The sequence below is a fragment of the Acidovorax sp. SRB_24 genome (genome assembly GCF_012931925.1).
Window position 1 is genome coordinate 1 of record NZ_MWOM01000006.1, and the last position, 22,603, is coordinate 22,603.

The 22,603-nt window shown below is 65.5% G+C and carries 24 protein-coding genes; 12 read left to right on the plus strand and 12 right to left on the minus strand.

Annotated elements, in window-relative coordinates; translation table 11 throughout:
- Positions 1-164: 164 nt before the first annotated feature.
- The 3 genes from sufC to B2J89_RS03135 form a co-directional block, all read right to left on the minus strand.
- The gene (sufC, locus tag B2J89_RS03125) at positions 165-935 is read right to left on the minus strand and encodes a Fe-S cluster assembly ATPase SufC (RefSeq protein WP_169167775.1); all 771 of its coding nucleotides are present in this window, start codon (positions 933-935) and stop codon (positions 165-167) included.
- Positions 936-1,020: 85 nt separating this feature from the next.
- Positions 1,021-2,490, minus strand: a complete 1,470-nt coding sequence (gene sufB / locus B2J89_RS03130; RefSeq protein WP_169167776.1) for a Fe-S cluster assembly protein SufB — start codon at positions 2,488-2,490, stop codon at positions 1,021-1,023.
- A 163-nt stretch (positions 2,491-2,653) separates the two neighbouring features.
- Complete coding sequence (locus B2J89_RS03135) at positions 2,654-3,844, minus strand: GNAT family N-acetyltransferase (protein ID WP_169167777.1); 1,191 nt, start codon at positions 3,842-3,844, stop codon at positions 2,654-2,656.
- An 89-nt stretch (positions 3,845-3,933) separates the two neighbouring features.
- On the opposite strand from B2J89_RS03135, the gene B2J89_RS03140 reads away from it, so the two are divergent.
- Together B2J89_RS03140 and B2J89_RS03145 are read left to right on the plus strand one after the other, a co-directional pair.
- Entirely contained in the window at positions 3,934-5,592 is a 1,659-nt protein-coding gene (locus B2J89_RS03140; RefSeq protein ID WP_169167778.1) for an NAD+ synthase, read from the plus strand.
- 59 nt (positions 5,593-5,651) lie between these two features.
- Positions 5,652-5,990, plus strand: a complete 339-nt coding sequence (locus B2J89_RS03145) for a P-II family nitrogen regulator (RefSeq protein WP_169167779.1) — start codon at positions 5,652-5,654, stop codon at positions 5,988-5,990.
- Between the two features lie 43 nt (positions 5,991-6,033).
- On the opposite strand, the gene B2J89_RS03150 is transcribed toward B2J89_RS03145, so the two are convergent.
- The 6 genes from B2J89_RS03150 to B2J89_RS03175 are packed head-to-tail and all read right to left on the minus strand — an operon-like array spanning position 6,034 to position 9,510.
- Positions 6,034-6,627, minus strand: coding sequence for a TIGR00730 family Rossman fold protein (locus B2J89_RS03150; protein WP_169167780.1), 594 nt, complete (start codon positions 6,625-6,627; stop codon positions 6,034-6,036).
- Positions 6,620-7,030: a diacylglycerol kinase gene (locus tag B2J89_RS03155; protein ID WP_169167781.1), complete on the minus strand. Its 411-nt coding sequence runs from the start codon at positions 7,028-7,030 to the stop codon at positions 6,620-6,622. The genes B2J89_RS03150 and B2J89_RS03155 overlap by 8 nt, the downstream gene beginning before the upstream one ends.
- Positions 7,031-7,073: 43 nt before the next feature.
- Complete coding sequence (locus tag B2J89_RS03160) at positions 7,074-7,607, minus strand: RDD family protein (RefSeq protein WP_169167782.1); 534 nt, start codon at positions 7,605-7,607, stop codon at positions 7,074-7,076.
- A gap of 18 nt (positions 7,608-7,625) precedes the next feature.
- Positions 7,626-8,483: a DUF3106 domain-containing protein gene (locus B2J89_RS03165; protein ID WP_169167783.1), complete on the minus strand. Its 858-nt coding sequence runs from the start codon at positions 8,481-8,483 to the stop codon at positions 7,626-7,628.
- Between the two features lie 17 nt (positions 8,484-8,500).
- Entirely contained in the window at positions 8,501-8,944 is a 444-nt protein-coding gene (locus tag B2J89_RS03170; RefSeq protein ID WP_169167784.1) for a DUF3619 family protein, read from the minus strand.
- A complete protein-coding gene (locus B2J89_RS03175) occupies positions 8,941-9,510 on the minus strand; it encodes an RNA polymerase sigma factor (RefSeq protein ID WP_169167785.1) in 570 nt (189 codons plus the stop codon). Before B2J89_RS03175 ends, B2J89_RS03170 begins: the two co-directional genes overlap by 4 nt.
- 280 nt (positions 9,511-9,790) lie before the next feature.
- Between B2J89_RS03175 and B2J89_RS03180 the strand changes: the two genes are divergently transcribed.
- The 6 genes from B2J89_RS03180 (at position 9,791) to B2J89_RS03205 (ending at position 17,240) form a co-directional block, all read left to right on the plus strand.
- Positions 9,791-11,569, plus strand: coding sequence for an acetolactate synthase 3 catalytic subunit (locus tag B2J89_RS03180; RefSeq protein WP_169167786.1), 1,779 nt, complete (start codon positions 9,791-9,793; stop codon positions 11,567-11,569).
- A gap of 143 nt (positions 11,570-11,712) precedes the next feature.
- Positions 11,713-12,204: an acetolactate synthase small subunit gene (gene ilvN, locus B2J89_RS03185; RefSeq protein WP_169167787.1), complete on the plus strand. Its 492-nt coding sequence runs from the start codon at positions 11,713-11,715 to the stop codon at positions 12,202-12,204.
- Positions 12,205-12,256: 52 nt separating this feature from the next.
- Positions 12,257-13,273, plus strand: a complete 1,017-nt coding sequence (gene ilvC / locus B2J89_RS03190; RefSeq protein ID WP_169167788.1) for a ketol-acid reductoisomerase — start codon at positions 12,257-12,259, stop codon at positions 13,271-13,273.
- Between the two features lie 174 nt (positions 13,274-13,447).
- Positions 13,448-14,284 carry a CDP-diacylglycerol--serine O-phosphatidyltransferase gene (gene pssA, locus B2J89_RS03195; RefSeq protein WP_169167789.1) on the plus strand — a complete coding sequence of 279 codons (837 nt, stop codon included), beginning with the start codon at positions 13,448-13,450 and terminating at the stop codon, positions 14,282-14,284.
- A gap of 207 nt (positions 14,285-14,491) precedes the next feature.
- The gene (locus tag B2J89_RS03200) at positions 14,492-16,030 is read left to right on the plus strand and encodes a 2-isopropylmalate synthase (protein ID WP_169167790.1); all 1,539 of its coding nucleotides are present in this window, start codon (positions 14,492-14,494) and stop codon (positions 16,028-16,030) included.
- Positions 16,031-16,163: 133 nt separating this feature from the next.
- On the plus strand, positions 16,164-17,240 hold the full coding sequence (locus B2J89_RS03205; protein WP_169167791.1) for a serine hydrolase: 1,077 nt from the start codon (positions 16,164-16,166) through the stop codon (positions 17,238-17,240).
- 57 nt (positions 17,241-17,297) lie between these two features.
- Here B2J89_RS03205 and B2J89_RS03210 read toward each other — a convergent pair whose 3' ends face one another.
- Genes B2J89_RS03210 through aat form a run of 3 tightly spaced genes read right to left on the minus strand, consistent with a single transcriptional unit; the run spans position 17,298 to position 19,675 of the window.
- Complete coding sequence (locus B2J89_RS03210; RefSeq protein ID WP_169167792.1) at positions 17,298-18,113, minus strand: IclR family transcriptional regulator; 816 nt, start codon at positions 18,111-18,113, stop codon at positions 17,298-17,300.
- Between the two features lie 15 nt (positions 18,114-18,128).
- Complete coding sequence (locus B2J89_RS03215; RefSeq protein WP_169167793.1) at positions 18,129-18,923, minus strand: arginyltransferase; 795 nt, start codon at positions 18,921-18,923, stop codon at positions 18,129-18,131.
- On the minus strand, positions 18,920-19,675 hold the full coding sequence (gene aat, locus B2J89_RS03220) for a leucyl/phenylalanyl-tRNA--protein transferase (RefSeq protein ID WP_169167870.1): 756 nt from the start codon (positions 19,673-19,675) through the stop codon (positions 18,920-18,922). Before aat ends, B2J89_RS03215 begins: the two co-directional genes overlap by 4 nt.
- A gap of 216 nt (positions 19,676-19,891) precedes the next feature.
- Here aat and B2J89_RS03225 point away from each other — a divergent pair, with 216 nt between their 5' ends.
- The 4 genes from B2J89_RS03225 (at position 19,892) to B2J89_RS03240 (ending at position 22,499) form a co-directional block, all read left to right on the plus strand.
- Complete coding sequence (locus tag B2J89_RS03225) at positions 19,892-20,656, plus strand: metallophosphoesterase (RefSeq protein ID WP_169167794.1); 765 nt, start codon at positions 19,892-19,894, stop codon at positions 20,654-20,656.
- A 114-nt stretch (positions 20,657-20,770) separates the two neighbouring features.
- Positions 20,771-21,481: an RNA polymerase sigma factor gene (locus B2J89_RS03230; protein ID WP_169167795.1), complete on the plus strand. Its 711-nt coding sequence runs from the start codon at positions 20,771-20,773 to the stop codon at positions 21,479-21,481.
- A 17-nt stretch (positions 21,482-21,498) separates the two neighbouring features.
- Entirely contained in the window at positions 21,499-22,074 is a 576-nt protein-coding gene (locus tag B2J89_RS03235; RefSeq protein WP_169167796.1) for a ferritin-like domain-containing protein, read from the plus strand.
- Entirely contained in the window at positions 22,071-22,499 is a 429-nt protein-coding gene (locus B2J89_RS03240; RefSeq protein ID WP_371809025.1) for a cytochrome c family protein, read from the plus strand. Before B2J89_RS03235 ends, B2J89_RS03240 begins: the two co-directional genes overlap by 4 nt.
- The last annotated feature ends 104 nt before the right edge of the window (positions 22,500-22,603 follow it).

Consider the following 22,603-nt stretch of genomic DNA (forward strand, 5'->3'; position numbering starts at 1 on the left):
GGCGGGGCGTCGCAGCCCGCGGCGGCGCCCGGGGCATCGCCCAGCCAGACCTCGGCGCCCGGCGGCGGCAGGTGGCGGAACGATTCGCTGCGCGCGGGGATCCAGCCGCGCACCGCGAGGCGGTCGCGCGCGGCGAGGGCTTCGGCTCTTGCGCTGTCCATGGCTCAGGCCTCCACGGGTTCGGCGGCGCGCGCGAAGCCGGTTTGGGCAATGCCGCGTGCCAGCGCCACACCGCCGGTCTCGGCAATGCAGCCCTGGTCGAGGCGCAGCACGGCGTCGGGCTGCAGCGACTCGATCAGCTGCAGGTAGTGCGACACCACCACGAAGGCCGTGCCCTGGGTGCGCAGCGTCTGAATGAGCTGCACAACAGCGCGCACGCCATCGACGTCCATGCCCGAATCGATCTCGTCGAGCAGTGCCAGGCGCGGCTGCAGCAGCGCGAGCTGCAGGAGTTCGTTGCGCTTGCGCTCGCCGCCCGAAAAGCCTTCGTTGACCGGGCGCGACAGCATCGCTTCGGGCAGGCCCAGCTGCCGGGCGGCGGCGCGCGCACTGCCCAGAAAATCAAACGCATCGAGCGGCGCCTCGCCCCGCGCCTCGCGCACGGCGTTGAGGGCACTGCGGATGAACAGGTTGTTCTTCACGCCCGGAATGTCGGGCGGCGCCTGGAAGGACACGAACAGGCCGGCGCGCGCGCGCTCCTGGGCGTTGAGCGCGAGCAGGTCCTGCCCGCCAAACCGCGCATGGCCGCCGGTGACGCGGTAGCTCGGGTGGCCTGCCAGCGCCAGGCCGAGCGTGCTCTTGCCGCTGCCGTTGGCGCCCATCAGCACCACCAGCGCGCCCGGGGGCACATCGAGCGATATGGACTTGAGCACGTTGCGCTCGCCCACATCGACGCGCAGGTCGCGCACGTGCAGCAAGGGGAGGGTCGATGTCATAGGACGGTCTTTCTTCAAATTTAATAGCTGCTAACGATTGCTGGGTAAGGCGTTGATGGCTTTTTCGTTTCAATCGTTCTGCGGCTCAGCCCACGGCGCCTTCAAGCGACACGGCGAGCAGGGCCTTGGCCTCGAGGGCGAATTCCATGGGCAGCTCTTCGAGCACCGCCTGGCAGAAGCCGCCAACGATCAGCGCCGTGGCCTCCTGCGGGTCCATGCCGCGCTGCTGGCAATAGAACAGACGCTCCTCGGAGATGCGCGTGGTGGTGGCCTCGTGCTCGACCACGGCGTCGTTGCGCGCGGTGTCGATGTACGGGTAGGTGTGTGCGCCGCAGTCGGGGCCGATCAGCAGCGAATCACACTGCGTGTGGTTTGCGGCGCCGGCGGCGGTGGGCGCCACGCGCACCAGGCCGCGGTAGCTGTTCTGCGCATGTCCGGCGCTGATGCCCTTGGAGACGATGCGGCTCTTGGTGTTGCGCCCCAGGTGGATCATCTTGGTGCCGGTGTCGGCCTGCTGGAAGTGGTTGGACACCGCGATCGAATAAAACTCGCCGCTCGACCCGTCGCCGCGCAGCACCACGCTGGGGTATTTCCAGGTGATGGCCGAGCCGGTCTCGATCTGCGTCCAGGCAATGTGCGCGCGCTCGCCGGCGCACAGCCCGCGCTTGGTGACAAAGTTGTAGATGCCGCCGCGCCCGTGCTCGTCGCCGGGGTACCAGTTCTGCACGGTCGAGTACTTGATGTGCGCGTCGGCGTGCGCCACCAGCTCGACCACGGCCGCATGCAGCTGGTGCTCGTCGCGCTGCGGCGCGGTGCAGCCTTCGAGGTAGCTCACATGGCTGCCTTCTTCGGCAATGATCAGCGTGCGCTCGAACTGCCCGGTGTTGCGGGCATTGATGCGGAAGTACGACGACAGCTCCATCGGGCAGCGCACGCCCCGGGGGATGTAGACAAACGAGCCGTCCGAAAACACGGCCGAGTTGAGCGCGGCATAGAAGTTGTCGCCCTGCGGCACCACCGTGCCCAGGTAGCGCTCGACCAGTGCGGGGTGGTGCTGCACCGCGTGCGAGAACGAGCAGAAGATGACGCCGACCTGGGCCAGCTGCTCACGGAACGTGGTGCCGACCGAGACCGAGTCGAACACCGCATCCACCGCCACGCCGGCCAGGCGCGCGCGCTCGTGCAGCGGCACGCCGAGTTTTTCGTAGGTTTCGAGCAGTTTGGGGTCGACGTCGGCCAGGCTTTGGGGGCCGCCCTGGTGCGACTTGGGCGCCGAGTAGTAGCTCAGCGCCTGGAAGTCCACCGGCTCCATCTGCAGCTTGGCCCAGGACGGCACCGGCATGGACAGCCAGCGCTCGAATGCCGCCAGGCGCCATTGCAGGAGGAAATCGGGCTCGCGCTTGCGCCGCGAGATCGCGCGGATGGTGCCTTCGTCGAGCCCGGGTGGCAGGGCGTCGGATGCGATATCGGTGACAAAGCCGTGCAGGTAGGGGCGCTCGAGCGCCTGGGTCAGCGGCGGCGCTTGCGCCGGCGTGGGCAGGGGGGTGCGGGGCATCGTGGTGGCTCGGTGGTTAATAGATTCATTAAATATGAATCTTTAAATTCCGGGCAAGCTTTCCTGGGTTGACCGTGCCATCGCCATGGATATCCGGGTGGGTTCGGAGCCGGCGCTGCAGAGCGGCCCAGCACGCTGGGAAATGCCCGGAAAAATGCCCGCTTCAAGGCTGGCGAAACGGGCTGCGCGCCTGCAGGTGCTCCAGGTACTGCGCCACGCCCGCGCCTTCGCGCTCCAGGAAGCGGTCCACCGCGTCGGCAAAAGCCGGGTGCGCGAGCCAGTGTGCGCTGTGCGCTTGCACGGGCAGCAGCGCACGCGCCATCTTGTGCTCGCCCTGCGCGCCGCCTTCAAATCGCTGCACGCCGTGGTCTATGCACCACTGCAGCGGCTGGTAGTAGCAGGCCTCGAAGTGCAGGCAGTCCACGCGCTCCAGCGCACCCCAGTAGCGGCCATAGGCGACCTGCTCTTGCGGTTTAAGGTCTTTTTGGCCTCCAACGCTTACTGAGTCTGCGTTGATAGCTATCAAACTGCTAGCGATGGGGCGGCCCGCGCGCTCGGCGATGCACAGCAGCCAGTGGCCGGCCATGTCGCGCTGCATGCGCGCGAAGAAATCGCGCGTGAGGTACGGCGGGTTGCCATGCTCAAGGTAGGTGCGCTCGTAGCAGCGGTAGAAAAAATCCCAGTCCGCTGCCGCGATGTCGGCGCCGCGCGACCAGCGGAACGTGACGCCGGCCTCGGCCACACGGCGGCGCTCCTGGCGGATCTTCTTGCGCTTGTCCTGTGCCAGCTGGGCCAGAAATTCGTCGAAGCTGCGGTAGCCGTGGTTGGTCCAGTGAAACTGCACCGTGTGGCGCGGCATCAGGCCGCCTGCCGTGCAGGCGGCCAGGTCGCCGTCGTCGGCGAACAGCACGTGCAGCGACGACAGGCGTTTTTCCTCGCACCAGCTGCGCACGGCCTCGAGCAGGGCCTGGTGCGTGGCGGCATCCCGCGCCATCAGGCGCGTGCCCGGCACCGGCGTGAACGGCACGGCCACCACGGCCTTGGGGTAGTAATTCAGGCCGTGCTGCTCGTAGGCATGGGCCCAGGCCCAGTCGAACACGTATTCGCCATACGAATGGCTTTTGGCGTACAGCGGGCAGGCGGCCACCAGCGCGCCGGCCTGCCACAAGGTGATGAAGCGCGGCGTCCAGCCGGTGCGCGGCGTGGCGCTGCCGCTCGCGTGCAGCGCGGCCAGGTACTCGTGGCGCATGAAGGGCGTGGCGTGCGGCTGCGCTGCCAGCAGGGCGTTCCAGGCGCCGGCGGCGATGTCCAGCGGAGAGTCGAACACGCGGGTGATAATCGCGTTTTCAGCCACGCACGCTCCTGTGGCCGCAGCCTGCCCCTCGGGCCGGCCCGGCGGGCCGATTGACGAACCTTGCGGCCACGGCGGCCGTTTTCCAATCCATGACGCTCTCCATTTGCACTGCGCAGCTCAATTTTGTCGTGGGCGACATGCCCGCCAACGCGCAAAAGATCATTGCCGCCGCGCGCGAGGCCCATGCGGCGGGCGCGCAGCTCCTGCTCACGCCAGAACTGGCCATCTGCGCCTATGCGGCCGAAGACCTGTTCCTGCGGCCGGCGTTTCTGGCGGCCTGCGATGATGCCGTGAAAACCGTGGCCCGCGAGACCGCGGGGTTGAACGGTCTGGCCATCGTGGTCGGCCACCCGCACAGCGGCGCGGCCGGCGCCGATGGTGTGACAGCCTGCTTCAACGCGGCCAGCGTGCTGCGCCACGGTGTGGTCGAGCACACCTATGCCAAGCGCCACTTGCCCAACTACGGCGTGTTCGACGAGCGCCGGCATTTCACACCGGGCACGCAGACCTGCGTGTTCGACGTGGCCGGCCTGCGCGTGGGCCTGCTGATTTGCGAGGACGCCTGGTTCCCGGGCCCCGCGCGTGCGGCGGCCGAGGCCGGCGCCCAGCTGCTGGCGGTCATCAATGCCTCGCCGTTCCACGCCGGCAAGGGTGCCGAGCGCGAGCAGACGCTGCGCGCGCGCGTGCTCGAAACCGGCCTGCCCGTGGTCTATGCCCACTTGGTCGGCGGCCAGGACGAGGTGGTCTTCGACGGCGGCTCGTTCGCCCTGAACGCCGACGGCAGCCTCGCCGGACGCGCGCCGGTTTTTGAGGAGAAACTGGTGTTTTCGCACGTCCAGCATACGCAATCAGCTATCAAAATAGAAGCTGACATCGCACCGCAGCCGACGCGCGAGGCCGAGCTGTGGGGCGCGCTGGTGCTGGCCGTGCGCGACTATGTCGGCAAGAACGGTTTTCCGGGCGTGCTGCTGGGCCTCTCGGGCGGCATGGATTCGGCGCTGGTGCTGGCCATCGCGGTCGATGCGCTGGGCGCCGACAAGGTGCGCGCGGTGATGATGCCTTCGCCGTACACGGCCGACATCAGCGGCATCGACGCGCACGACATGGCGCAGCGCCTGGGCGTGCGCTGCGACGAGATCGCCATCGCGCCGCAGTTCGAGACGTTCAAGGCCGCGCTGGCGCCCGAATTCGCCGGTCGCCCCGAAGACACGACCGAAGAGAACCTGCAGGCGCGCATCCGCGGCACGCTGCTCATGGCGCTGTCCAACAAGTTTGGCGCGCTGGTGCTGACGACCGGCAACAAGAGCGAGCTGGCCACCGGCTACTGCACCCTGTACGGCGACATGGCGGGCGGTTTTGCCGTCATCAAGGACGTGCCCAAGACCGTCGTCTATGCGCTGGCGCGCTGGCGCAACCAGAACGATCCGCACGGCACGGGGATGAACCCTATTCCCGAGCGCATCATCACGCGCGCGCCCAGCGCCGAGCTGCGGCCCGACCAGACCGACCAGGACAGCCTGCCGCCGTACGAGGTGCTCGATGCGATCGTTGCGCGCTACATGGAGCGCGACGAGCCGATAGAGAGCATTGTGGCCGCCGGCTTTGCGCGTGCCGATGTCGAGCGCGTCACGCGGCTGATCCAGGTCAACGAATACAAGCGCCGCCAGGCGCCGCCGGGCCCGCGGGTGACGCACCGCGCCTTCGGCAAGGACTGGCGCTACCCGATCACCAACCGTTTTCGCGCCTGAGCGCCCCCGGTCGGCAGCCGCCGCCGCGCACCGCATTCCACGTTCCAGGAGTTTCCGCCATGAAAATGATCACCGCCGTCATCAAGCCCTTCAAGCTCGAAGAAGTCCGTGAGGCCCTCGCCGATTGCGGCGTCACGGGTCTCACGGTCACCGAGGTCAAGGGCTTCGGCCGCCAAAAGGGCCACACCGAGCTGTACCGCGGCGCCGAGTACGTGGTCGACTTCCTGCCCAAGGTGAAAATCGAGGTGGTGGTCAAGACCGCCGACCTGGACCGCTGCGTCGATGCCATCGTGAATGTGGCGCGCACCGGCAAGATCGGGGACGGCAAGATTTTCGTCACGCCCGTCGAGCGCGTGGTGCGCATCCGCACGGGCGACCTCGACGAGACCGCGATCTGACCTTTGAGGCCAAGCCTGTGCAGCGGCACCGGCCCGCGCCGGGTCAGATCACCGAGCGCAGCGGCAGCGTTGCCGTGTGCGTGCCGGCCTCTTGCACCAGCACGCGCAGCAGCGCATCGGTGTCGGTGCCGGCTTCCATCAGGCCCATCTGCCACTCGCCCATGAAGCCGCTGGCCACGCTGGTGCGCAGGAAGCCCAGCATGCCGTCGTAGTAGCCGGCCACGTTGAGCAGCCCGATGGGCTTGTCGTGGTAGCCGAGCTGGCGCCAGGTCCAGACCTCGAACAATTCCTCGAACGTGCCGATGCCGCCCGGCAGCGCCAGAAAGGCGTCGCTGCGCTCGGCCATCAGCGCCTTGCGCTCGTGCATGGTCTGCACGATGTGCAGCTCGTCGCAGGCGTGGCGCGCATGCTCCTTGTCCACCAGCGCCTGCGGAATCACGCCCACCACGCGCCCACCGGCGGCCTGGGTGGCGTCGGCCACGATGCCCATCAGGCCGCTGCGGCCGCCGCCATAGACGAGCTGCCCGTCGCGCGCGCCGATCCAGGCGCCCACGGCGCGCGCGGCGTCGGCAAACAGCGGGTTCTCGCCGGGGCGCGAGCCGCAATACACACACACGGAAAAAGCCGGTTCAGCCATGGAAAAACCTCTGGTAAAGCGCTGCGGCCCAGATGCCGGCGCACAACAACAAGCTCAGCAAGACAGCCGCGCTGCCCATGTCCTTGGCGCGCTTGGACAACGCGTGCCACTGCGGCCCGATGCGGTCGATGGCGGCCTCGATGCCGGTGTTGAGCAGCTCCACCACCATCAGAAAAACGACCGAGCCCGCGAGAAGCGCCACCTCGACCCAGCTCTGGCCCAGCCACAGGGATGCGGGCAGCAGCACGGCCGCGGCGATGGCCTCCTGGCGAAACGCCGTTTCGCCCCAGCCCGCGCGCAGGCCTTGCAGGGAATAGCGCGTGGCATGCCACAGGCGGTGCAACCCTTTGCGGGATTTTTGCGCGTTGGCGGACTCTGTGGGAAGCGGGGGCGGTGATTGCATGGCCGCATTTTGACCCAGCGGTGGCGGTGGGTCGACGCTGCCGCTACCTTTTGGCGCTGTCGAAATGCACCAGGCGGGTGCCGGCCAGCGCGTCGTGCCAGAACTGCCGCTGCGGGTGAAAGCGGCTCAGCAGGGCCCAGACCGCCACCCAGCCCAGCACGACCACCGCAATTTCTGCCGCGGGCAGGGAAAACGGTGCCACCGCCACCAGCGGCGGCAAAAACCACAGCCAGCTGAGCACATAGCGCCCCAGGGCGCGCGGCTGGGTCAGTGGCCGGCCAGCCGCGTCGACCACGCGGATGTGCCAGGTCTTCATCGCCAGCGTCTGGCCCTTGGCCCAGAACCAGGTGAAGTAGATGCCAAACACCACGAACAAGAAGGCCTGCAGCGGATGGCGGTTGTCCATGGCGTTGCGTGTCTGGCTCAGCGTGCCAAACAGGTAGCCCGCAATGAAGACCACGCCGAACATCAGCATGCCCTCGTACAGCCAGCAGGCCATGCGGCGTGCCAGAGCGGGTGCTTGCAGGGAAGGGCCCGGGGGCGGGGCGGTCGTGGCAGCGGCGGGACGGACGGACATGCAGGGTGCGGTGGAAATTCAGTGGGAGTATTGGGATGCCGTGTCCGCGGACAGGGGTGCACCGGGCTCCGGGGTGCCTGCAGGCGCGAGGGGAGGGAGGGGCGCGGGCACGGCCTGGGGCACGGTGACGGGGGCGGTTTCCACGGCGGTGGGGGCATGGGATGGCGCTTTGCTCTCGCTATCCGATGGCGGGCGCGCCGGGACCGCATGCGTCGGTACCACGGCCGAGGCCGGAATCTTGGGCGGGTTGGCCCGGTTGTTGTGGCTGGCCGCGGCGGCAGGCACCTGGACGAGCTTGCGCGGCGACACCGGTCGCAGGGCTGTGGCGGCGCCCATGGTGCGCTGCGCCGCGGCCGCGGCGAGGCGGTTTTTTTCTTCCGTGCTCAGGGCCTGGTAGGCCTCCCATTGCGCGCGCTTGTTGTCCGGCGCGAGGGTGTTGGTGACGGCGTAGTTCAGGCGCGCCTGGTTGCGCTGCTGTGCGCTGAGGGTCGTCCACTCGGCCATGCGCTCGTGCAAGCGCTGTTGCTCGGGCTCCGGCAGCGAGGAGAAATTTTGCGCGAGCACCAGCCAGCGGCGCTTTTGCAGCTCGCTGAGCACCGCCCAGCGCTCGGCTAGCGGATACAGGGCCAATTTCTGGGGCGTGGTGAGCACCTCCCAGCCCGGCCCTGCACTCGGAGCGGCAGCGCCCACCGGACGCATGTCGCTGCTGCGCGCGGCGGACGGGGCCGCCAGTGCCTCCATGGGCACGGGGGTGCCGGGCACCATACGCACCATCTGCCATGCTTGCCAGGCTCCCACGGCCATCGCGCCCAGCAACGCCAACGCCAGCACGGTGGCTGGCGTGGGACGGAAAGCGTGGTTTTGCGGTGCGTGCATGCAGGCGTGGGACCGGGTCAATTGCTTTGCGTTCCGCCTGTTTTCAGAAATTGCACGAATCCGGGGTCGGCATAGGCCGCGGGCGGCAGGTCATCGGTCAGCAGGGCTGCGTCCACCGCGACCACTTCGGCCGTGCCGTACTCGTCTTGTGCAAAGTTGATGATCACCAAGCCTGCGAGCAGGGCCATGACCGGAACCGCAGAGAGCACCGAGCGCCACCATGAGCCTCCCTCGCTGCCCCAGCCCAGCGCGGCGCTGGCCCCCAAGGGAACTACGGCGGGTGCCGGCTGGTGCACCGGGGCCGGCTTCTTGCGCTTGGCCAGTGCCTGCATGCGCGCGGCCCGCAGGCGCTCGGAGACGTCGTAAGGCAACTCACCTGCGCCCTGGTCCAGGCGCGCGGTGACGCGGCGCGCAAAACGGTCGGCAGCCAACTCAGGGGGGGGCGGTGGTGAAGTTTTCATAGTTCTATTCCTTTTGCCTTCAGGGCTTTGCTGAGGGCCTGGACGGCGCGAAAGCAGTGGGTTTTGACACTCCCTTCAGAGCATCCCATGGCGGCTGCGGTTTCGGCCACGTCCATCTCTTCCCAATAACGCATCAAAAACGCCTCTCGTTGACGGGCCGGCAGACTTTGGATCTCTATTTCGATGTCCCGCAGCGTCTGGCCGCGCCGCGCCAGGTCTTCGGCGCTCTGCACGCGCTCGCCGCCGTCGGGGCCGGCCCAGGCTTCGAGCAGGTCGAAGTCGCCGCCCTCGTTGTCGGGCCCTTCGAAGTCGCTCATGTGCGAAAACAGCGCATTGTGGGTTTTTTGCCGGCGAAACCAGTCCAGCGTGCAGTTCGACAGAATGCGCTGGAACAGCATCGGCAGTTCGTTGACCGGCTTATCGCCATAGTGTTCGGCCAGCTTCATCATGCTGTCCTGCACGATGTCGAGTGCCGCCTCCTCGTTGCGAACGTGGTAGACCGAGCGTTTGAAGGCACGCTTTTCCACGCTTTTGAGGAAGTCGGAGAGTTCTTGTTCAGTGGCCAAGAGGTTTCAGGCGGGAGGAGGGCTTGCCGGCGTGCTGCGCGGGCGGTGGTTTGCACTAGGCGCTGGATTATGGCACCGGGACAGTTTTTTTCAGGCATGCGCGCATTCCCTATGTTGCGGTGCGATAATCGCGCTTGCAATTCAACAGGCAAACGGGTCACGGTCCGGCGCGTCAATCATCTCGCCCATGTCCTTGGCCTCAAGTTCCAAGCCGGCTTCACAAGAGCCCGTGCAAGGAGCACCCTAGGTTTTTCGTTAGAGAAAATCACAAAGGTTCATCATGGAAATCACCAAGGCCGAGCTCTCGCTTGCCGCCGCAGCACAACCTTCTTCCGACTCCCCAGAGCTCATGGGCTCGGAAATCCTCGTCAAGTCGTTGCAGGCCGAAGGCGTGCAATACATCTGGGGTTACCCCGGCGGGGCTGTTCTCTATATTTACGACGCCCTGTACAAGCAGGACACCATGCAGCATGTGCTGGTGCGCCACGAGCAGGCCGCAGTGCATGCCGCAGACGGCTATGCGCGCGCCACCGGCAACGTCGGCGTGGCCCTGGTCACGTCCGGCCCGGGTGTGACGAACGCTGTCACCGGCATCGCCACGGCCTACATGGACAGCATTCCGATGGTGATCATCACCGGCCAGGTGCCCACGGCCGCGATTGGCCTGGACGCGTTCCAGGAGTGCGACACCGTCGGCATCACCCGCCCCATCGTCAAGCACAACTTCCTGGTCAAGGACGCGCGCGATCTGGCCACGACGATGAAAAAGGCCTTCCACATCGCCCGCACCGGCCGTCCCGGCCCGGTGGTGGTCGATATTCCAAAGGATGTGTCGTTCAAGAAGGTGCCCTACCACGGGTATCCGCAGAGCGTCGAGATGCGCTCGTACAACCCGGTGCGCCGCGGCCACGGCGGGCAGATCCGCAAGGCCCTGCAGCTGCTGTTGACGGCCAAGCGCCCGTATATCTACACCGGTGGCGGCGTCTTGCTGGGCAATGCGACGAACGAGCTGCGCACCCTGGTGGACATGCTGGGCTACCCGGTCACCAACACGCTGATGGGCCTGGGGGCCTACCCGGCGAGCGACCGCAAGTTCCTGGGCATGCTGGGCATGCACGGCACGATCGAGGCCAACAATGCCATGCAGAACTGCGACGTGCTGCTGGCCGTGGGCGCGCGCTTTGACGACCGCGTGATCGGCAACACCAAGCATTTCGCGCAGAACGAGCGCAAGATCATCCACATCGACATCGACCCGTCGAGCATCTCCAAGCGCGTCAAGGTCGACATCCCGATCGTCGGCGACGTCAAGGACGTGCTGACCGAGCTGATCTCCATGGTCCGCGAAACCACCACGCGCGCGGACGCCGGCGCGCTGGCTGCCTGGTGGGACACCATCGAAGGCTGGCGCAAGCGCGACTGCCTCAAGTACGACATGGGCAGCCAAGACGTCATCAAGCCGCAGTACGTGGTCGAGACGCTCTGGAACATGACCAAGGACGCCGACACCTACATCACGTCCGACGTGGGCCAGCATCAGATGTGGGCCGCGCAGTACTACCGCTTCGACGAGCCGCGCCGCTGGATCAACTCGGGGGGCCTGGGCACCATGGGCGTGGGCATTCCCTATGCCATGGGCATCAAGCTGGCCAAGCCCGAATCCGAGGTGTTCTGCATCACCGGCGAAGGCTCGGTGCAAATGAACATCCAGGAGCTGTCCACCTGCCTGCAGTACAACACGCCGATCAAGATCTGCTCGCTCAACAACCGCTACCTGGGCATGGTGCGCCAGTGGCAGGAGATCGAGTACTCGGGCCGCTACAGCCACAGCTATATGGATGCGCTGCCCAACTTCGTGAAGCTCGCCGAGGCCTATGGCCATGTCGGCATGCTGATCGAACACCCCAAGGACGTCGAGCCTGCGCTGCGCGAAGCGCGCAAGCTCAAGGACCGCACGGTGTTCATGGATTTCCGCACCGACCCCACCGAGAACGTGTTCCCGATGGTGCAGGCCGGCAAAGGCATCACCGAAATGCTGCTGGGATCGGAAGATCTTTGAGCGAAATCGGGTCCTAACGCTTATCAGGTAAGCGCACGCAGCTATCTTTTTGATGGCTATCCATCTTTGACGAATCTATTGCCTGCCAAGCCCGCGCATTACCGTGCGCGGGGGAGGGCAGCGAAAAGAGGAATCTGCACGCCATGAAACACATCATTGCCGTTTTGCTCGAGAACGAGCCCGGCGCGCTCTCGCGCGTCGTGGGCCTGTTCTCTGCCCGGGGCTACAACATCGAATCGCTCACTGTGGCGCCGACCGAGGACCCCTCGCTGTCGCGCATGACCATCCAGACCACGGGCTCGGACGACGTGATCGAACAGATCACCAAGCACCTCAACCGCCTCATCGAGGTCGTGAAGGTGGTCGACCTCACCGAGGGCGCCTACACCGAGCGCGAGCTCATGATGGTCAAGGTGCGCGCCGTGGGCAAGGAGCGCGAGGAGATGAAGCGCATGGCCGACATCTTCCGCGGCCGCATCATCGACGTGACCGAGAAGAGCTACACCGTAGAGCTCACGGGCGACCAGTCGAAGAACGACGCGTTCCTGCAGGCCCTCGACCGCACGGCCATCCTTGAAACCGTCCGCACCGGTGCCAGCGGCATCGGTCGCGGCGAGCGCATCCTGCGCGTGTAAGACAATCCCCTGTTTTTCCTTCCCCAACAACGCATTTCAACCGGAGCGACCCATGAAAGTTTTCTACGACAAAGACTGTGACCTGAGCCTGATCAAGGGCAAGACCGTGGCCATCATCGGCTACGGCTCGCAGGGCCACGCCCATGCACAGAATCTGAACGACAGCGGCGTCAAGGTCGTGGTCGGCCTGCGCAAGGGCGGTGCTTCGTGGGACAAGGTCGGCAAGGCCGGCCTGAACGTGATGGAAGTCAACGACGCCGTGAAGGCCGCCGACGTGGTCATGATCCTGCTGCCCGACGAGCAGATCGGCGAGGTCTACACCAACAACGTGGCGCCCCACATCAAGCAAGGCGCATCGCTCGCCTTCGCCCACGGCTTCAACGTGCACTACAACCAAGTCGTGCCGCGCGCCGACCTCGACGTGTGGATGGTCGCCCCCAAGGCCCCCGGCCACACCGTGCGCAACACCTACACCCAGGGCGGCGGCGTGCCACACCTGGTGGCCGTGCACCAGGACAAGTCCGGCAAGGCCCGTGACCTGGCCCTCTCGTACGCCATGGCCAACGGTGGCGGCAAGGCCGGCATCATCGAGACCAACTTCAAGGAAGAAACCGAGACCGACCTGTTCGGCGAGCAGGCCGTGCTGTGCGGCGGTGCCGTCGAGCTGATCAAGATGGGTTACGAAACCCTGGTCGAAGCCGGCTACGCCCCCGAGATGGCCTACTTCGAATGCCTGCACGAGCTCAAGCTCATCGTCGACCTGATCTACGAAGGCGGCATTGCCAACATGAACTACTCGATCTCGAACAACGCCGAGTACGGCGAGTACGTGACCGGCCCCGAAGTGATCAACGAGCAGTCGCGCGTGGCCATGCGCAATGCCTTGAAGCGCATCCAGAGCGGTGAGTACGCCAAGATGTTCATCCAGGAAGGCCGCCTGAACTACCCGAGCATGACGGCCCGCCGCCGCAACACCGCCGACCACAGCATCGAAGTGGTCGGTGCCCAACTGCGCGCCATGATGCCCTGGATCGCCAAGAACAAGCTCGTCGACCAGACCCGCAACTGATCGACCGCCGCTTTTTTGCGCGCTGCAAAGGCCACTTCGGTGGCCTTTGCCATTTCTGTCTTCCCGGGCCAGGGCGCTTGCTGGCACGGCTACACTCGCCGGTGTCCGGGTGGTAAGATACTATCGTTTTTATAGCTGCTTGCGCTTGATAGATAAGCGCTGGAGGTCAATTTGATGCATGATGGCAACGAGTCCCATGGGGGTGGAGATGTGGTGGTGCGCAAGCGCCGCAAGGGCATCTACATCCTGCCCAACCTGTTCACGCTGGCCGCGCTGTTTGGGGGCTTCTACTCGGTCGTCATGGCCATGAACGGTCGTTTCGACCTGGCTGCGATCGGTGTGTTCTGCGCCATGGTGCTCGACAGCCTCGATGGCCGCGTCGCGCGCATGACGAACACGCAAAGCGCCTTCGGCGAGCAGATGGATTCGCTCTCCGACATGGTGTCCTTCGGCGCCGCGCCTGCGCTGATCGCCTACGAATGGTCGCTCAAGGGCCTGGGACGCTGGGGCTGGATCGCCGCCTTCATCTACTGCGCCTGCGCCGCGCTGCGGCTGGCGCGCTTCAACGTCAACACGGGCGTGGTCGACAAGCGCTACTTCCAGGGCCTGCCTTCGCCTGCCGCCGCGGCCCTGGTGGCGGGGTTCATCTGGCTCATGACCGAGATCGGCGTGCAGCGCGGCATGGATTCGTTCTTGATGAGCTGGACGCAGATCACCTGGACCATGTTCGGCTTCACGCTGTATGCGGGCCTGACCATGGTCACCAATGTACCGTTCTACAGCTTCAAGGACGTGCACCTGAAAAAGAGCGTTCCCTTCGTCGTCATCGTGCTGATCGCCTTGGGCATCGCGGTGATCAACATCCATCCGCCCATCGTGTTGTTTGGCGTGTTCGTGCTGTACGGCCTCAGTGGCTATGCGGTCTACGGCTGGCGCAAGGCCAAGGGCCAGCACAGCAGCGTGATCAGCATTTCCACCGACGAACCGGATGAGCGCGGCCTGCACAAGTGAGCGCGCCGCGCTGCCACTTGTGCTACATTGCAATGCATGAAAACGTTTGCCCTGGCCCTACTGCTATCCCCCCACGGGCGGAGACAGTAGAGCGCGCGCGCACTCTTTTTCCTCAAAGGCCCGTATGCACCCGCAACGGGCCTTTTGTTTTGTGCACCAGAATTTTGACGTTGCGGCACACCGAAATCAGGAACCAGGAGTAAACACATGGCTGACCAGCTGATCATTTTCGACACCACCTTGCGCGATGGCGAGCAATCGCCGGGCGCCTCCATGACCAAGGACGAGAAACTGCGCATCGCCCGCCAGCTCGAGCGCCTGAAGGTGGACGTGATCGAAGCGGGCTTTGCCGCCAGCTCCAACGGCGATTTCGAGGCCGTGCAGCTCATTGCCAACACCATCAAGGACTCGACCATCTGTTCCCTGTCGCGCGCCAATGACCGCGACATCGCGCGCGCCGCCGAAGCGCTCAAGGGCGCCCACCGCGCGCGCATCCATACCTTCATTGCCACGTCCGCCCTGCACATGGAAAAGAAGCTGCGCATGACGCCCGACCAGGTGCTGGAACAGGCCAAGCAGTCCGTGCGGTTTGCCCGCAACCTGTGTGGCGACATCGAATTCAGCCCTGAAGACGGCTATCGCAGCGATGTCGACTTTTTGTGCCGCGTGATCGAGACCGTGATTGCCGAAGGCGCCACCACGATCAACGTGCCCGATACCGTTGGTTATGCCATCCCCGAGCTGTACGGCAACTTCATCAAGACGCTGCGCGAGCGCGTGCCCAACAGCGACAAGGCGATCTGGTCGGTGCACTGCCACAACGACCTGGGCATGGCGGTGGCCAACTCGCTTGCCGGTGTCAAGATCGGTGGCGCCCGGCAGGTGGAGTGCACGATCAACGGCCTGGGCGAACGCGCCGGCAATTGCGCGCTGGAAGAGATTGTCATGGCCGTGAAGACACGGCGCGATTATTTCAACCTTGACCTCAACATCGACGCGCAGCACATCCTGGCCGCCAGCCGCATGGTCAGCCAGACCACCGGCTTCGTCGTACAGCCCAACAAGGCCGTGGTGGGCGCCAATGCCTTTGCGCATGCCAGCGGCATCCACCAAGACGGCGTGCTCAAGGCCCGCGATACCTACGAGATCATGCGCGCCGAGGACGTGGGCTGGACCGCCAACAAGATCGTCCTGGGCAAACTCAGCGGGCGCAATGCGTTCAAGCAGCGCCTGCAGGAACTGGGTGTCAGCCTGGAAAGCGAAGCGGACAACAACGCCGCATTCGCACGCTTCAAGGAACTGGCCGACCGCAAGAGCGAGATCTTCGACGAGGACATCCTGGCGCTGGTGAACGATGAGCACACGGCCGGCGAAAAGGACCAGTTTGGTTTTGTCTCGCTGTCGCAGCACAGCGAAACCGGCGAGCGCCCCCATGCCACTGTGGTGTTCACGGTCAGCGGCAAGGAAGTGACTGGCGAGTCGGACGGCAACGGGCCGGTCGACGCTTCGCTCAAGGCCATTGAGTCGCACGCCCGCAGCGGCGCCGAAATGGTGCTGTATTCCGTCAATGCCATCAGTGGCTCGACCGAAAGCCAGGGCGAGGTGACGGTGCGCCTGCAAAACAGCGGTCGCGTGGTCAATGGCGTCGGGGCAGATCCGGACATCGTTGTCGCATCGGCCAAAGCTTACCTGAGTGCGCTGAACAAGCTGCACAGCAAGGCCGATCGCGTCGCTGCGCAGGGGTGAAGGCTTCCGCGGCCACAGGCCGCAGCCTATAATTTCATCCTGATTGTTGAAAAGTCGCGCAAGCCATTGATCTTGCGCGATTTTTTGTTGCCGCTACACTTCTGCACATTTTCTGCCCATTGGAGACACCTTAATGCAAAGCCGCCCTCGCACCGCATTGCGCTCGTTCATTCAGGTGTTGGGCGTTGCGGCGCTGGGCGTTGCCCTCGCAGCCCCGGGCGCAGAGGCGGCGGAACGCAAGAAATCTGCGGCCAAGAAGCAGGTCAGCACGGTTGCCGCCAAGCGCTCGGTGGCTCCCCGAAAAGCTGCACCCCGAGTCAAGGTCACGCGCGCTTCTGCCGTGTCCGCACGAGCGCCCGTGCGCACCGCCTATGTGGCGCCGGCGCGGCCCTCATTTGGCGAGCTTGCGGGTCTGCACACCCTGACCGATCCGCTGGCACTCAAGTCCAGCGTGGCGCTGGTGATTGACCAGGATACCCACGAGGTGCTGCTCAGCAAGAACGACCATGCTGTGTTGCCCATCGCGTCGCTCACCAAGCTCATGACCGGGCTGCTCATCACCCAGGCCAACCTGCCCATGGACGAGCCGATCACCATCACGCAGGACGATGTTGACACCGAAAAAGGCAGCCGCTCGCGCTTGTCCGTGGGCACGACGCTCACGCGCCGTGAAATGCTGCACCTGGCGCTGATGTCCAGCGAAAACCGCGCCGCCCATGCGCTCGGACGCACCTATCCGGGGGGACTGGCCCTGTTCGTCGGACAGATGAACGCCAAGGCGCGCCTGTTGGGCATGGCAGACACGCGCTACGTGGAGCCAACAGGTCTGTCGAGCAACAACCAGTCGAGCGCCCGCGACCTGGCGGTGCTGGTGAATGTTGCGCACAGCGATCCGGTGCTGCGCGAATTTTCCACTTCGCCAGGCTACGAGGTGGCGGTGGGCGCCAAGACCTTGCAGTACAACAACACCAACCGCCTGGTGCACAGCCCGGCGTGGGACATCGGTCTGCAAAAGACAGGCTATATCTCGGAAGCGGGGCGCTGCCTGGTGATGCAGACGCAGGTGGCCGGACGCAAGCTGATCATGGTGTTTCTGGACTCGGCCGGAAAATTCAGCCGCCTCGGTGATGCCGAGCGGGTGCGCAGCTGGGTGGAGTCCACACCGGCCCTCCGCTCTGCGGTGCCGCATGCGGTGCGTGGCAACGGCTGAGTCTCGGCAACTGGTCCTCCTCTCGAAGGCCAGGCAGCTGCGTTATCCGACAGGCTCCTAAGAGCCCTGGGCAGGGACTGGAGAGGAGAATCTAGGCGTGCCGTTAAAACCCAGAGCCGCCGAGATTTCTTGGGCGGTCGCCTGCAGCTTGGGCAGCCAGCCCTCATCGAGTCGGTCCGCTGGCGCTGAAATCGACAGTCCTGCGACCAGTTTGCCCTGATCGTCATGGATGCCAGCGGCCATGCAGCGCACCCCCAGCTCCAGTTCTTCGTTGTCGCGTGCCACCCCATATTGGCGTGCCTTGGCCAGTTCGCGCTCCAGCACGGACAGCTGCGTGATGCTGTTGCGGGTGTGTCCTGCAAGGCCTGTGCGTGTAGCGTAGGTGCGCACCCGTTGCGGGTCGTCCGCCGCCAGAAACAGCTTTCCGGTGGAGGTCAGGTGCAGGGGGGCGCGCCCGCCGATGGCGCGCACCACCTGCATGCCCGAGCGTTCGCTGTAAGCGCGCTCGACGTAGATGATTTCATCGCCCTGGCGCATGCTCAGGTTGACCGGTTGCTGGGTGAGCCGGTGCAGTTCGCGCATTGGGACAAGGGCTGCGTCGCGCACACTCAGGCGGGCCTTGACCAGATTGCCCAACTCCAGCAAGCGCATGCCAAGGCGGTAGCTGCCCGATTCCGGCCGATCAACAAAGCGACCGGTGGCCAGATCGTTCAGGATGCGGTGGGTGGTCGAAGGGTGAAGTCCGGTCTTCTCGCTGATTTCCTTGAGTGAAATGGCTTCTTCACGCGAGGCCAGCACATCTATCAGGGCAAACATGCGTTCTATGACCTGAACGCTGGGTTTGGTTGGAATCGCCGGGTCGAATGTTTTCATGGGCAGCGAACTCTCCTAAAGTCCGTGCATTTTACTTGGTGAAATTTCATCCCCGGGCGGCGACCGGTGCAGGCTTTCGACGCGTTGCCAATGCTGGTGGATGAGGACTTCGTGCGGCAGGAAAACTGCCTTGTAATTCATCTTGGCACTGGCGGCGATCCAGTAGCCCAGGTAAACGTGGGGCAAGCCGAGGCGGCAGGCCTGTTCGATCTGCCACAGCACGTTGTAGGTGCCATAGCTGCTGCGCGCTTCCGGCTCATAGAAGGTGTAGACAGCGGACAGGCCGTCGTCGAGCATGTCCAGGATGGACACCATCTTGAGTCTGCCCTCGGCGCCGTCCATGCCGGGTTCGCGGAACTCCACAAGGCGCGAATCCACTCGGCTGTGGAGCAAAAACTGCGTGTATTGGTCAATGCTGTCGTGGTCCATTCCGCCCCCGGCGTGGCGTGCATTCTGGTAGCGCAGATAGAGTTGGTAGTGTTCAGGCACAAAGCCGGGCCGCAGGATGCGGACCTGCAGGTCCGCGTGGCGCTGCCGGGCACGCCGCTGACTGCGGTCGGGCTGGAACTCCCGGGCCAGCACGCGCAGTGGCGTGCAGGCCTGGCAGCCGTCGCAGTAGGGACGGTAGGTGAACATTCCGCTGCGCCGGAACCCCTGGGCCACGAGGTTGGAGTAGGTGTCGCTGCGCACCAGATGCCCCGGCGTGGCTACCTGGGAGCGTGCTTGCCGATGGGGCAGGTAGCTGCACGCATACGGGGCAGTTGCGTAAAACTGCAGTGTCTGGGCCGGAAGATCGTTGAGTTGCGTCATGCCACTGGTGCCGTGGGAGACAAAATCTCATTCCAGTATACGGGCTTGAAATGCCATGCGATCGCAGGCATGGCTTGGGCCTGGACAAGGTGTGCCATGAAGTCGGTGCGGGCGATTTCGTGGGCCCCGAGGGAGGCCAGGTGCTGGGTGTTTTGCTGGCAATCAATGAGCGCAACGCCGTGCCGCAGCGACAGGCACACCAGAGCGGCGAGTGCGATTTTGGACGCGTCCGTGGCGCGGGCGAACATCGACTCGCCGAACACCGCCCGGCCCAGGCCGACGCAGTACAGCCCGCCTGCCAGACGGCCGTCAACCCAGGTCTCCACGCTGTGTGCGTAGCCGGCAGCGTGGAAAGCGCCATAGGCGTCCACCATCTCCGGTCCGATCCACGTGCCGCTTTGGCCCGTGCGCTGCGCGGCCGCGCAGGCGCTTATCACATCGCGGAAGTTGTGGTCCACCCGAATCTCGCAGCGCGGATCGGCACGGAACCGCTGCAGCGTTTTACGCAGAGACCGGTGCAGGCGAAACGCGCCGGGCCGCAGCACCATGCGCGGGTCGGGTGCCCACCACAGGATGGGCTGGTCACCGCTGAACCACGGAAAAATGCCCTGACCATAGGCGCGTCGCAGGTGCGCCACGTCCAGCGCTGCACCTGCGGCCAAGAGGCCGGGGGCCGGATCGTTCTGGCCCCATGCGTGGTGTGGCGCGGGAAATGGCTCGTCAGGCTCCAGCCAGGGCAGGGGTGAGGGCATCGGTCGGGGCAGGGTGATCGGTAAGGCGCATTGTCGCCGCAGCAGCCCCGCAGTGCGGGCTGGCATGACAGATGCACAGCGGCCAGCGGTACGAGCGCAAGGGCCATAGGGAACGCACAGTGCAGGTCTGGAGTAGCCGATGTAAAAGCAGACTGCCTGCCACCGTTGGGCGGTTTTGTAGCGCTGCCTCGTGGCTCCGCTTTTCACGGGCCTTCCATGAAGATCAATATTCTGTCGGACCTGCATCTGGGCCAAGGCGACCTGGATATCCCACGCAACGATGCCGATGTGGTCATCCTTGCGGGAGACGTTGCGCGTCCGCTCCAGGCGCTGGCCTGGGCGCAGGGTTTGGGCAAACCCGTGCTCTATGTTCCGGGCAACCATGAGTATTACGGCGGCAGCCTCCGGGGGGTTGCCGCTCAGTGGCGGGCGCTGACGGAGGGCACCCGGGTCCAGGTGCTTCAGCAAGGCGAGCGGGTGGTGGCGGGTGTGCGCTTTCTTGGCGCCACGTTGTGGACCGACTTTCGCCTGTTTCCGGACCGGCAGCGCAGCGCCGCATGCCAGGCTGAAGCGCAGCGCATGCTGCGGGATTTCAGCCGGATTGCGCTCGAGGACGGCGCACTGGACCTGCTCACGCCGGCCCACTGCACCGCGCTGTTCGATCGCCACGCCGCTTGGCTGGAGCAGAAGCTCGCCCAGCCGCACAGGGGGCCGACGGTGGTCATCACCCACCATGCCCCCTCGCCACGCAGCATCCACCCGCGCTTTGCGCAGTCGCTGCTCAATGCCTGCTTTGTGTCGAATGCCGAGCACCTGCTCGATGGCCGGCGGGTGCAGCTGTGGGTGCATGGCCATGTGCACGACAGTTTTGACTACTGCGTCAACGGCACGCGCGTGGTCTGCAATCCGCGAGGCTATGCCCTGGGCGGGGCCAATGAAAACACCTTGTTTGATCCGAACTTCACAGTGGACATCGGCTGACGCCGGCGGGGCCGCCTCGGAGTGAGGGGCCGTTCGCAAGGCTCCTGCCCCAGGCGGGAGGCTGCGCGGGAACGGCGCAGGCAGGCAGGGCATCTAACGAATAAAGGACATGCCATGCACACGACCCCGACCCTGCAGCTTTCCGGGTTGCCGGACGACGCCTCCGACGCGGATTTGGCCGCGCGCGCCGCCCAGGGCAATGCCCAGGCATTTGCCCTGATCATGCGGCGACACAACCGCCTGCTGTTTCGCACGGCACGCAGCATCTTGAAAAGCGACGCCGATACCGAAGAGGCGCTCCAGGAGGGCTACCTGAGTGCCTGGCGCGCGCTGGGCACGTTCCGTCAGGAGGCGCGGCTTTCCACCTGGCTGGTGCGCATCGTCATCAATGAGGCACTGGGCCGGGTGCGGCGCCGTGCGGGCCAGGTCATCGCCTTGGATACCGGCCAGGAGGTGGGTGCCATGGACGCCGAAGCAGGGATGGAAGCCAACCCCGATGAGCAGCCCGAGGCGGCAGCAGCACGCACGGAGATGCGCCGGCTCATGGAGCGGCGCATCGACGCGTTGCCCGAGGCGTTTCGCACCGTGTTTGTCCTGCGCGCAGTGCAGGAGTTATCGGTGGAGGAAGTGGCGGCCGCGCTCGGCTTGGCTGAGGCGACGGTGCGCACGCGCTTTTTTCGCGCCCGCGGCCTGCTGCGGGAGAGCCTGTCGCGCGAGATGGACTTCGCCATGGAAGACGCATTCTCGTTTGCCGGCGCGCGCTGCGATCGCATCGTGGCGCATGTGCTGGCCAACATCGCCGCGGGCGCCCCGCCCATTCCTTGATCCGCCAGGAGAACGCCATGTCTTTTCTCGCCATGCCCCATCCCGCCGCTGCGCGGCGCCTGTTCTTGGGCCGTTCGGGCCTCGTCCTATCGGGGGCGGCGGTCGCGCTGCTGTCCGGCAATGAGGCGCTCGCTGCCAAGGCCCGGAGTGCCAACCAGGCCGCCGGTGACACGCAGATTCTCAACACCGCGCTGGGCGCCGAGCTGGAGGCCATTGCCGCCTACCAGGCAGGCGCCGAAAGCCACCTGCTCGAAAAGCCGGTGCTCGATCTGGCCGTGGGGTTCCAGGGCCACCACAAGCAGCATGCCGACCTGCTGGCCAAGACCATCACCAAGCTCGGCGGAAAGCCCGTGGCGGCCAAGGACAAATACGACTTTTCGGGGGAACGGCTCCAATCGCAGGCCGATGTGCTGAGATTTGCCGCGCGGCTGGAGCAGGGGGCTGTCAGCGCCTACCTGGGCGCCGTGCCCCTGTTTGGCAACCGCGACCTGGCCAAGGCGGCCGCCAGCATCCTGGGCGACGAGGCCATGCATTGGGCGGTGCTGCGCCAGGCCCTGGGCGAAAACCCTGTGCCCTCGGCCTTCATGTCATGAGCGCCGTGCAGGGGTGGCTGCGGTGGGGTGTGGCTGTTCTGGCCTGCGGCGTGACTGCCCTGGCTGCGGCTGCGCCCGATGCGCTGCGGGGCGAGCAGGTCTACGCGCGGTGCCTGGCCTGCCATGCATTGGCCTACGACCGGGTGGGGCCGCACCACTGCGGCTTGCTCGGGCGCCGCGCGGGAAGTGTGCCGGGGTTTGCCTATTCCGACGCGATGAAGAAGTCGGGCCTGGTGTGGGACGAGAAGACGCTAGACCTGTTCCTGCGCAAACCCCTCGCGCTGGTGCCGGGCAGCAGCATGGCCTACGACGGCGTGCCCGACGCAAGCGAGCGCAGCGACCTGATCGCCTACCTCCGGCAGGCCGGGCAGTCACCGCAATGCAGGCCGCAGGCCAAGGACGGGGCGGGCCCGAAGAGCCCATAAAAAAAGCGACCACCCCATCCTGGGGTGGTCGCTTTTTGGGCTGGCTCCTCGACCTGGGCTCGAACCAGGGACCTACGGATTAACAGTCCGGCGCTCTACCGACT

What these genes read in the sequence shown, in the direction of transcription:
- B2J89_RS03215 (WP_169167793.1), bottom strand. Translation starts at nt 18,923, where the DNA reads ATGACGCAACTCAACGATCTTCCGGCCCAGACACTGCAGTTTTACGCA.
- B2J89_RS03140 (WP_169167778.1), top strand. Translation starts at nt 3,934, where the DNA reads ATGACGCTCTCCATTTGCACTGCGCAGCTCAATTTTGTCGTGGGCGAC.
- B2J89_RS03240 (WP_371809025.1), top strand. Translation starts at nt 22,071, where the DNA reads ATGAGCGCCGTGCAGGGGTGGCTGCGGTGGGGTGTGGCTGTTCTGGCC.
- B2J89_RS03205 (WP_169167791.1), top strand. Translation starts at nt 16,164, where the DNA reads ATGCAAAGCCGCCCTCGCACCGCATTGCGCTCGTTCATTCAGGTGTTG.
- B2J89_RS03210 (WP_169167792.1), bottom strand. Translation starts at nt 18,113, where the DNA reads ATGAAAACATTCGACCCGGCGATTCCAACCAAACCCAGCGTTCAGGTC.
- sufC (WP_169167775.1), bottom strand. Translation starts at nt 935, where the DNA reads ATGACATCGACCCTCCCCTTGCTGCACGTGCGCGACCTGCGCGTCGAT.
- B2J89_RS03235 (WP_169167796.1), top strand. Translation starts at nt 21,499, where the DNA reads ATGTCTTTTCTCGCCATGCCCCATCCCGCCGCTGCGCGGCGCCTGTTC.
- B2J89_RS03150 (WP_169167780.1), bottom strand. Translation starts at nt 6,627, where the DNA reads ATGGCTGAACCGGCTTTTTCCGTGTGTGTGTATTGCGGCTCGCGCCCC.
- ilvC (WP_169167788.1), top strand. Translation starts at nt 12,257, where the DNA reads ATGAAAGTTTTCTACGACAAAGACTGTGACCTGAGCCTGATCAAGGGC.
- B2J89_RS03180 (WP_169167786.1), top strand. Translation starts at nt 9,791, where the DNA reads ATGGAAATCACCAAGGCCGAGCTCTCGCTTGCCGCCGCAGCACAACCT.
- B2J89_RS03155 (WP_169167781.1), bottom strand. Translation starts at nt 7,030, where the DNA reads ATGCAATCACCGCCCCCGCTTCCCACAGAGTCCGCCAACGCGCAAAAA.
- aat (WP_169167870.1), bottom strand. Translation starts at nt 19,675, where the DNA reads ATGCCCTCACCCCTGCCCTGGCTGGAGCCTGACGAGCCATTTCCCGCG.
- B2J89_RS03160 (WP_169167782.1), bottom strand. Translation starts at nt 7,607, where the DNA reads ATGTCCGTCCGTCCCGCCGCTGCCACGACCGCCCCGCCCCCGGGCCCT.
- pssA (WP_169167789.1), top strand. Translation starts at nt 13,448, where the DNA reads ATGCATGATGGCAACGAGTCCCATGGGGGTGGAGATGTGGTGGTGCGC.
- ilvN (WP_169167787.1), top strand. Translation starts at nt 11,713, where the DNA reads ATGAAACACATCATTGCCGTTTTGCTCGAGAACGAGCCCGGCGCGCTC.
- sufB (WP_169167776.1), bottom strand. Translation starts at nt 2,490, where the DNA reads ATGCCCCGCACCCCCCTGCCCACGCCGGCGCAAGCGCCGCCGCTGACC.
- B2J89_RS03145 (WP_169167779.1), top strand. Translation starts at nt 5,652, where the DNA reads ATGAAAATGATCACCGCCGTCATCAAGCCCTTCAAGCTCGAAGAAGTC.
- B2J89_RS03225 (WP_169167794.1), top strand. Translation starts at nt 19,892, where the DNA reads ATGAAGATCAATATTCTGTCGGACCTGCATCTGGGCCAAGGCGACCTG.
- B2J89_RS03165 (WP_169167783.1), bottom strand. Translation starts at nt 8,483, where the DNA reads ATGCACGCACCGCAAAACCACGCTTTCCGTCCCACGCCAGCCACCGTG.
- B2J89_RS03170 (WP_169167784.1), bottom strand. Translation starts at nt 8,944, where the DNA reads ATGAAAACTTCACCACCGCCCCCCCCTGAGTTGGCTGCCGACCGTTTT.
- B2J89_RS03230 (WP_169167795.1), top strand. Translation starts at nt 20,771, where the DNA reads ATGCACACGACCCCGACCCTGCAGCTTTCCGGGTTGCCGGACGACGCC.
- B2J89_RS03200 (WP_169167790.1), top strand. Translation starts at nt 14,492, where the DNA reads ATGGCTGACCAGCTGATCATTTTCGACACCACCTTGCGCGATGGCGAG.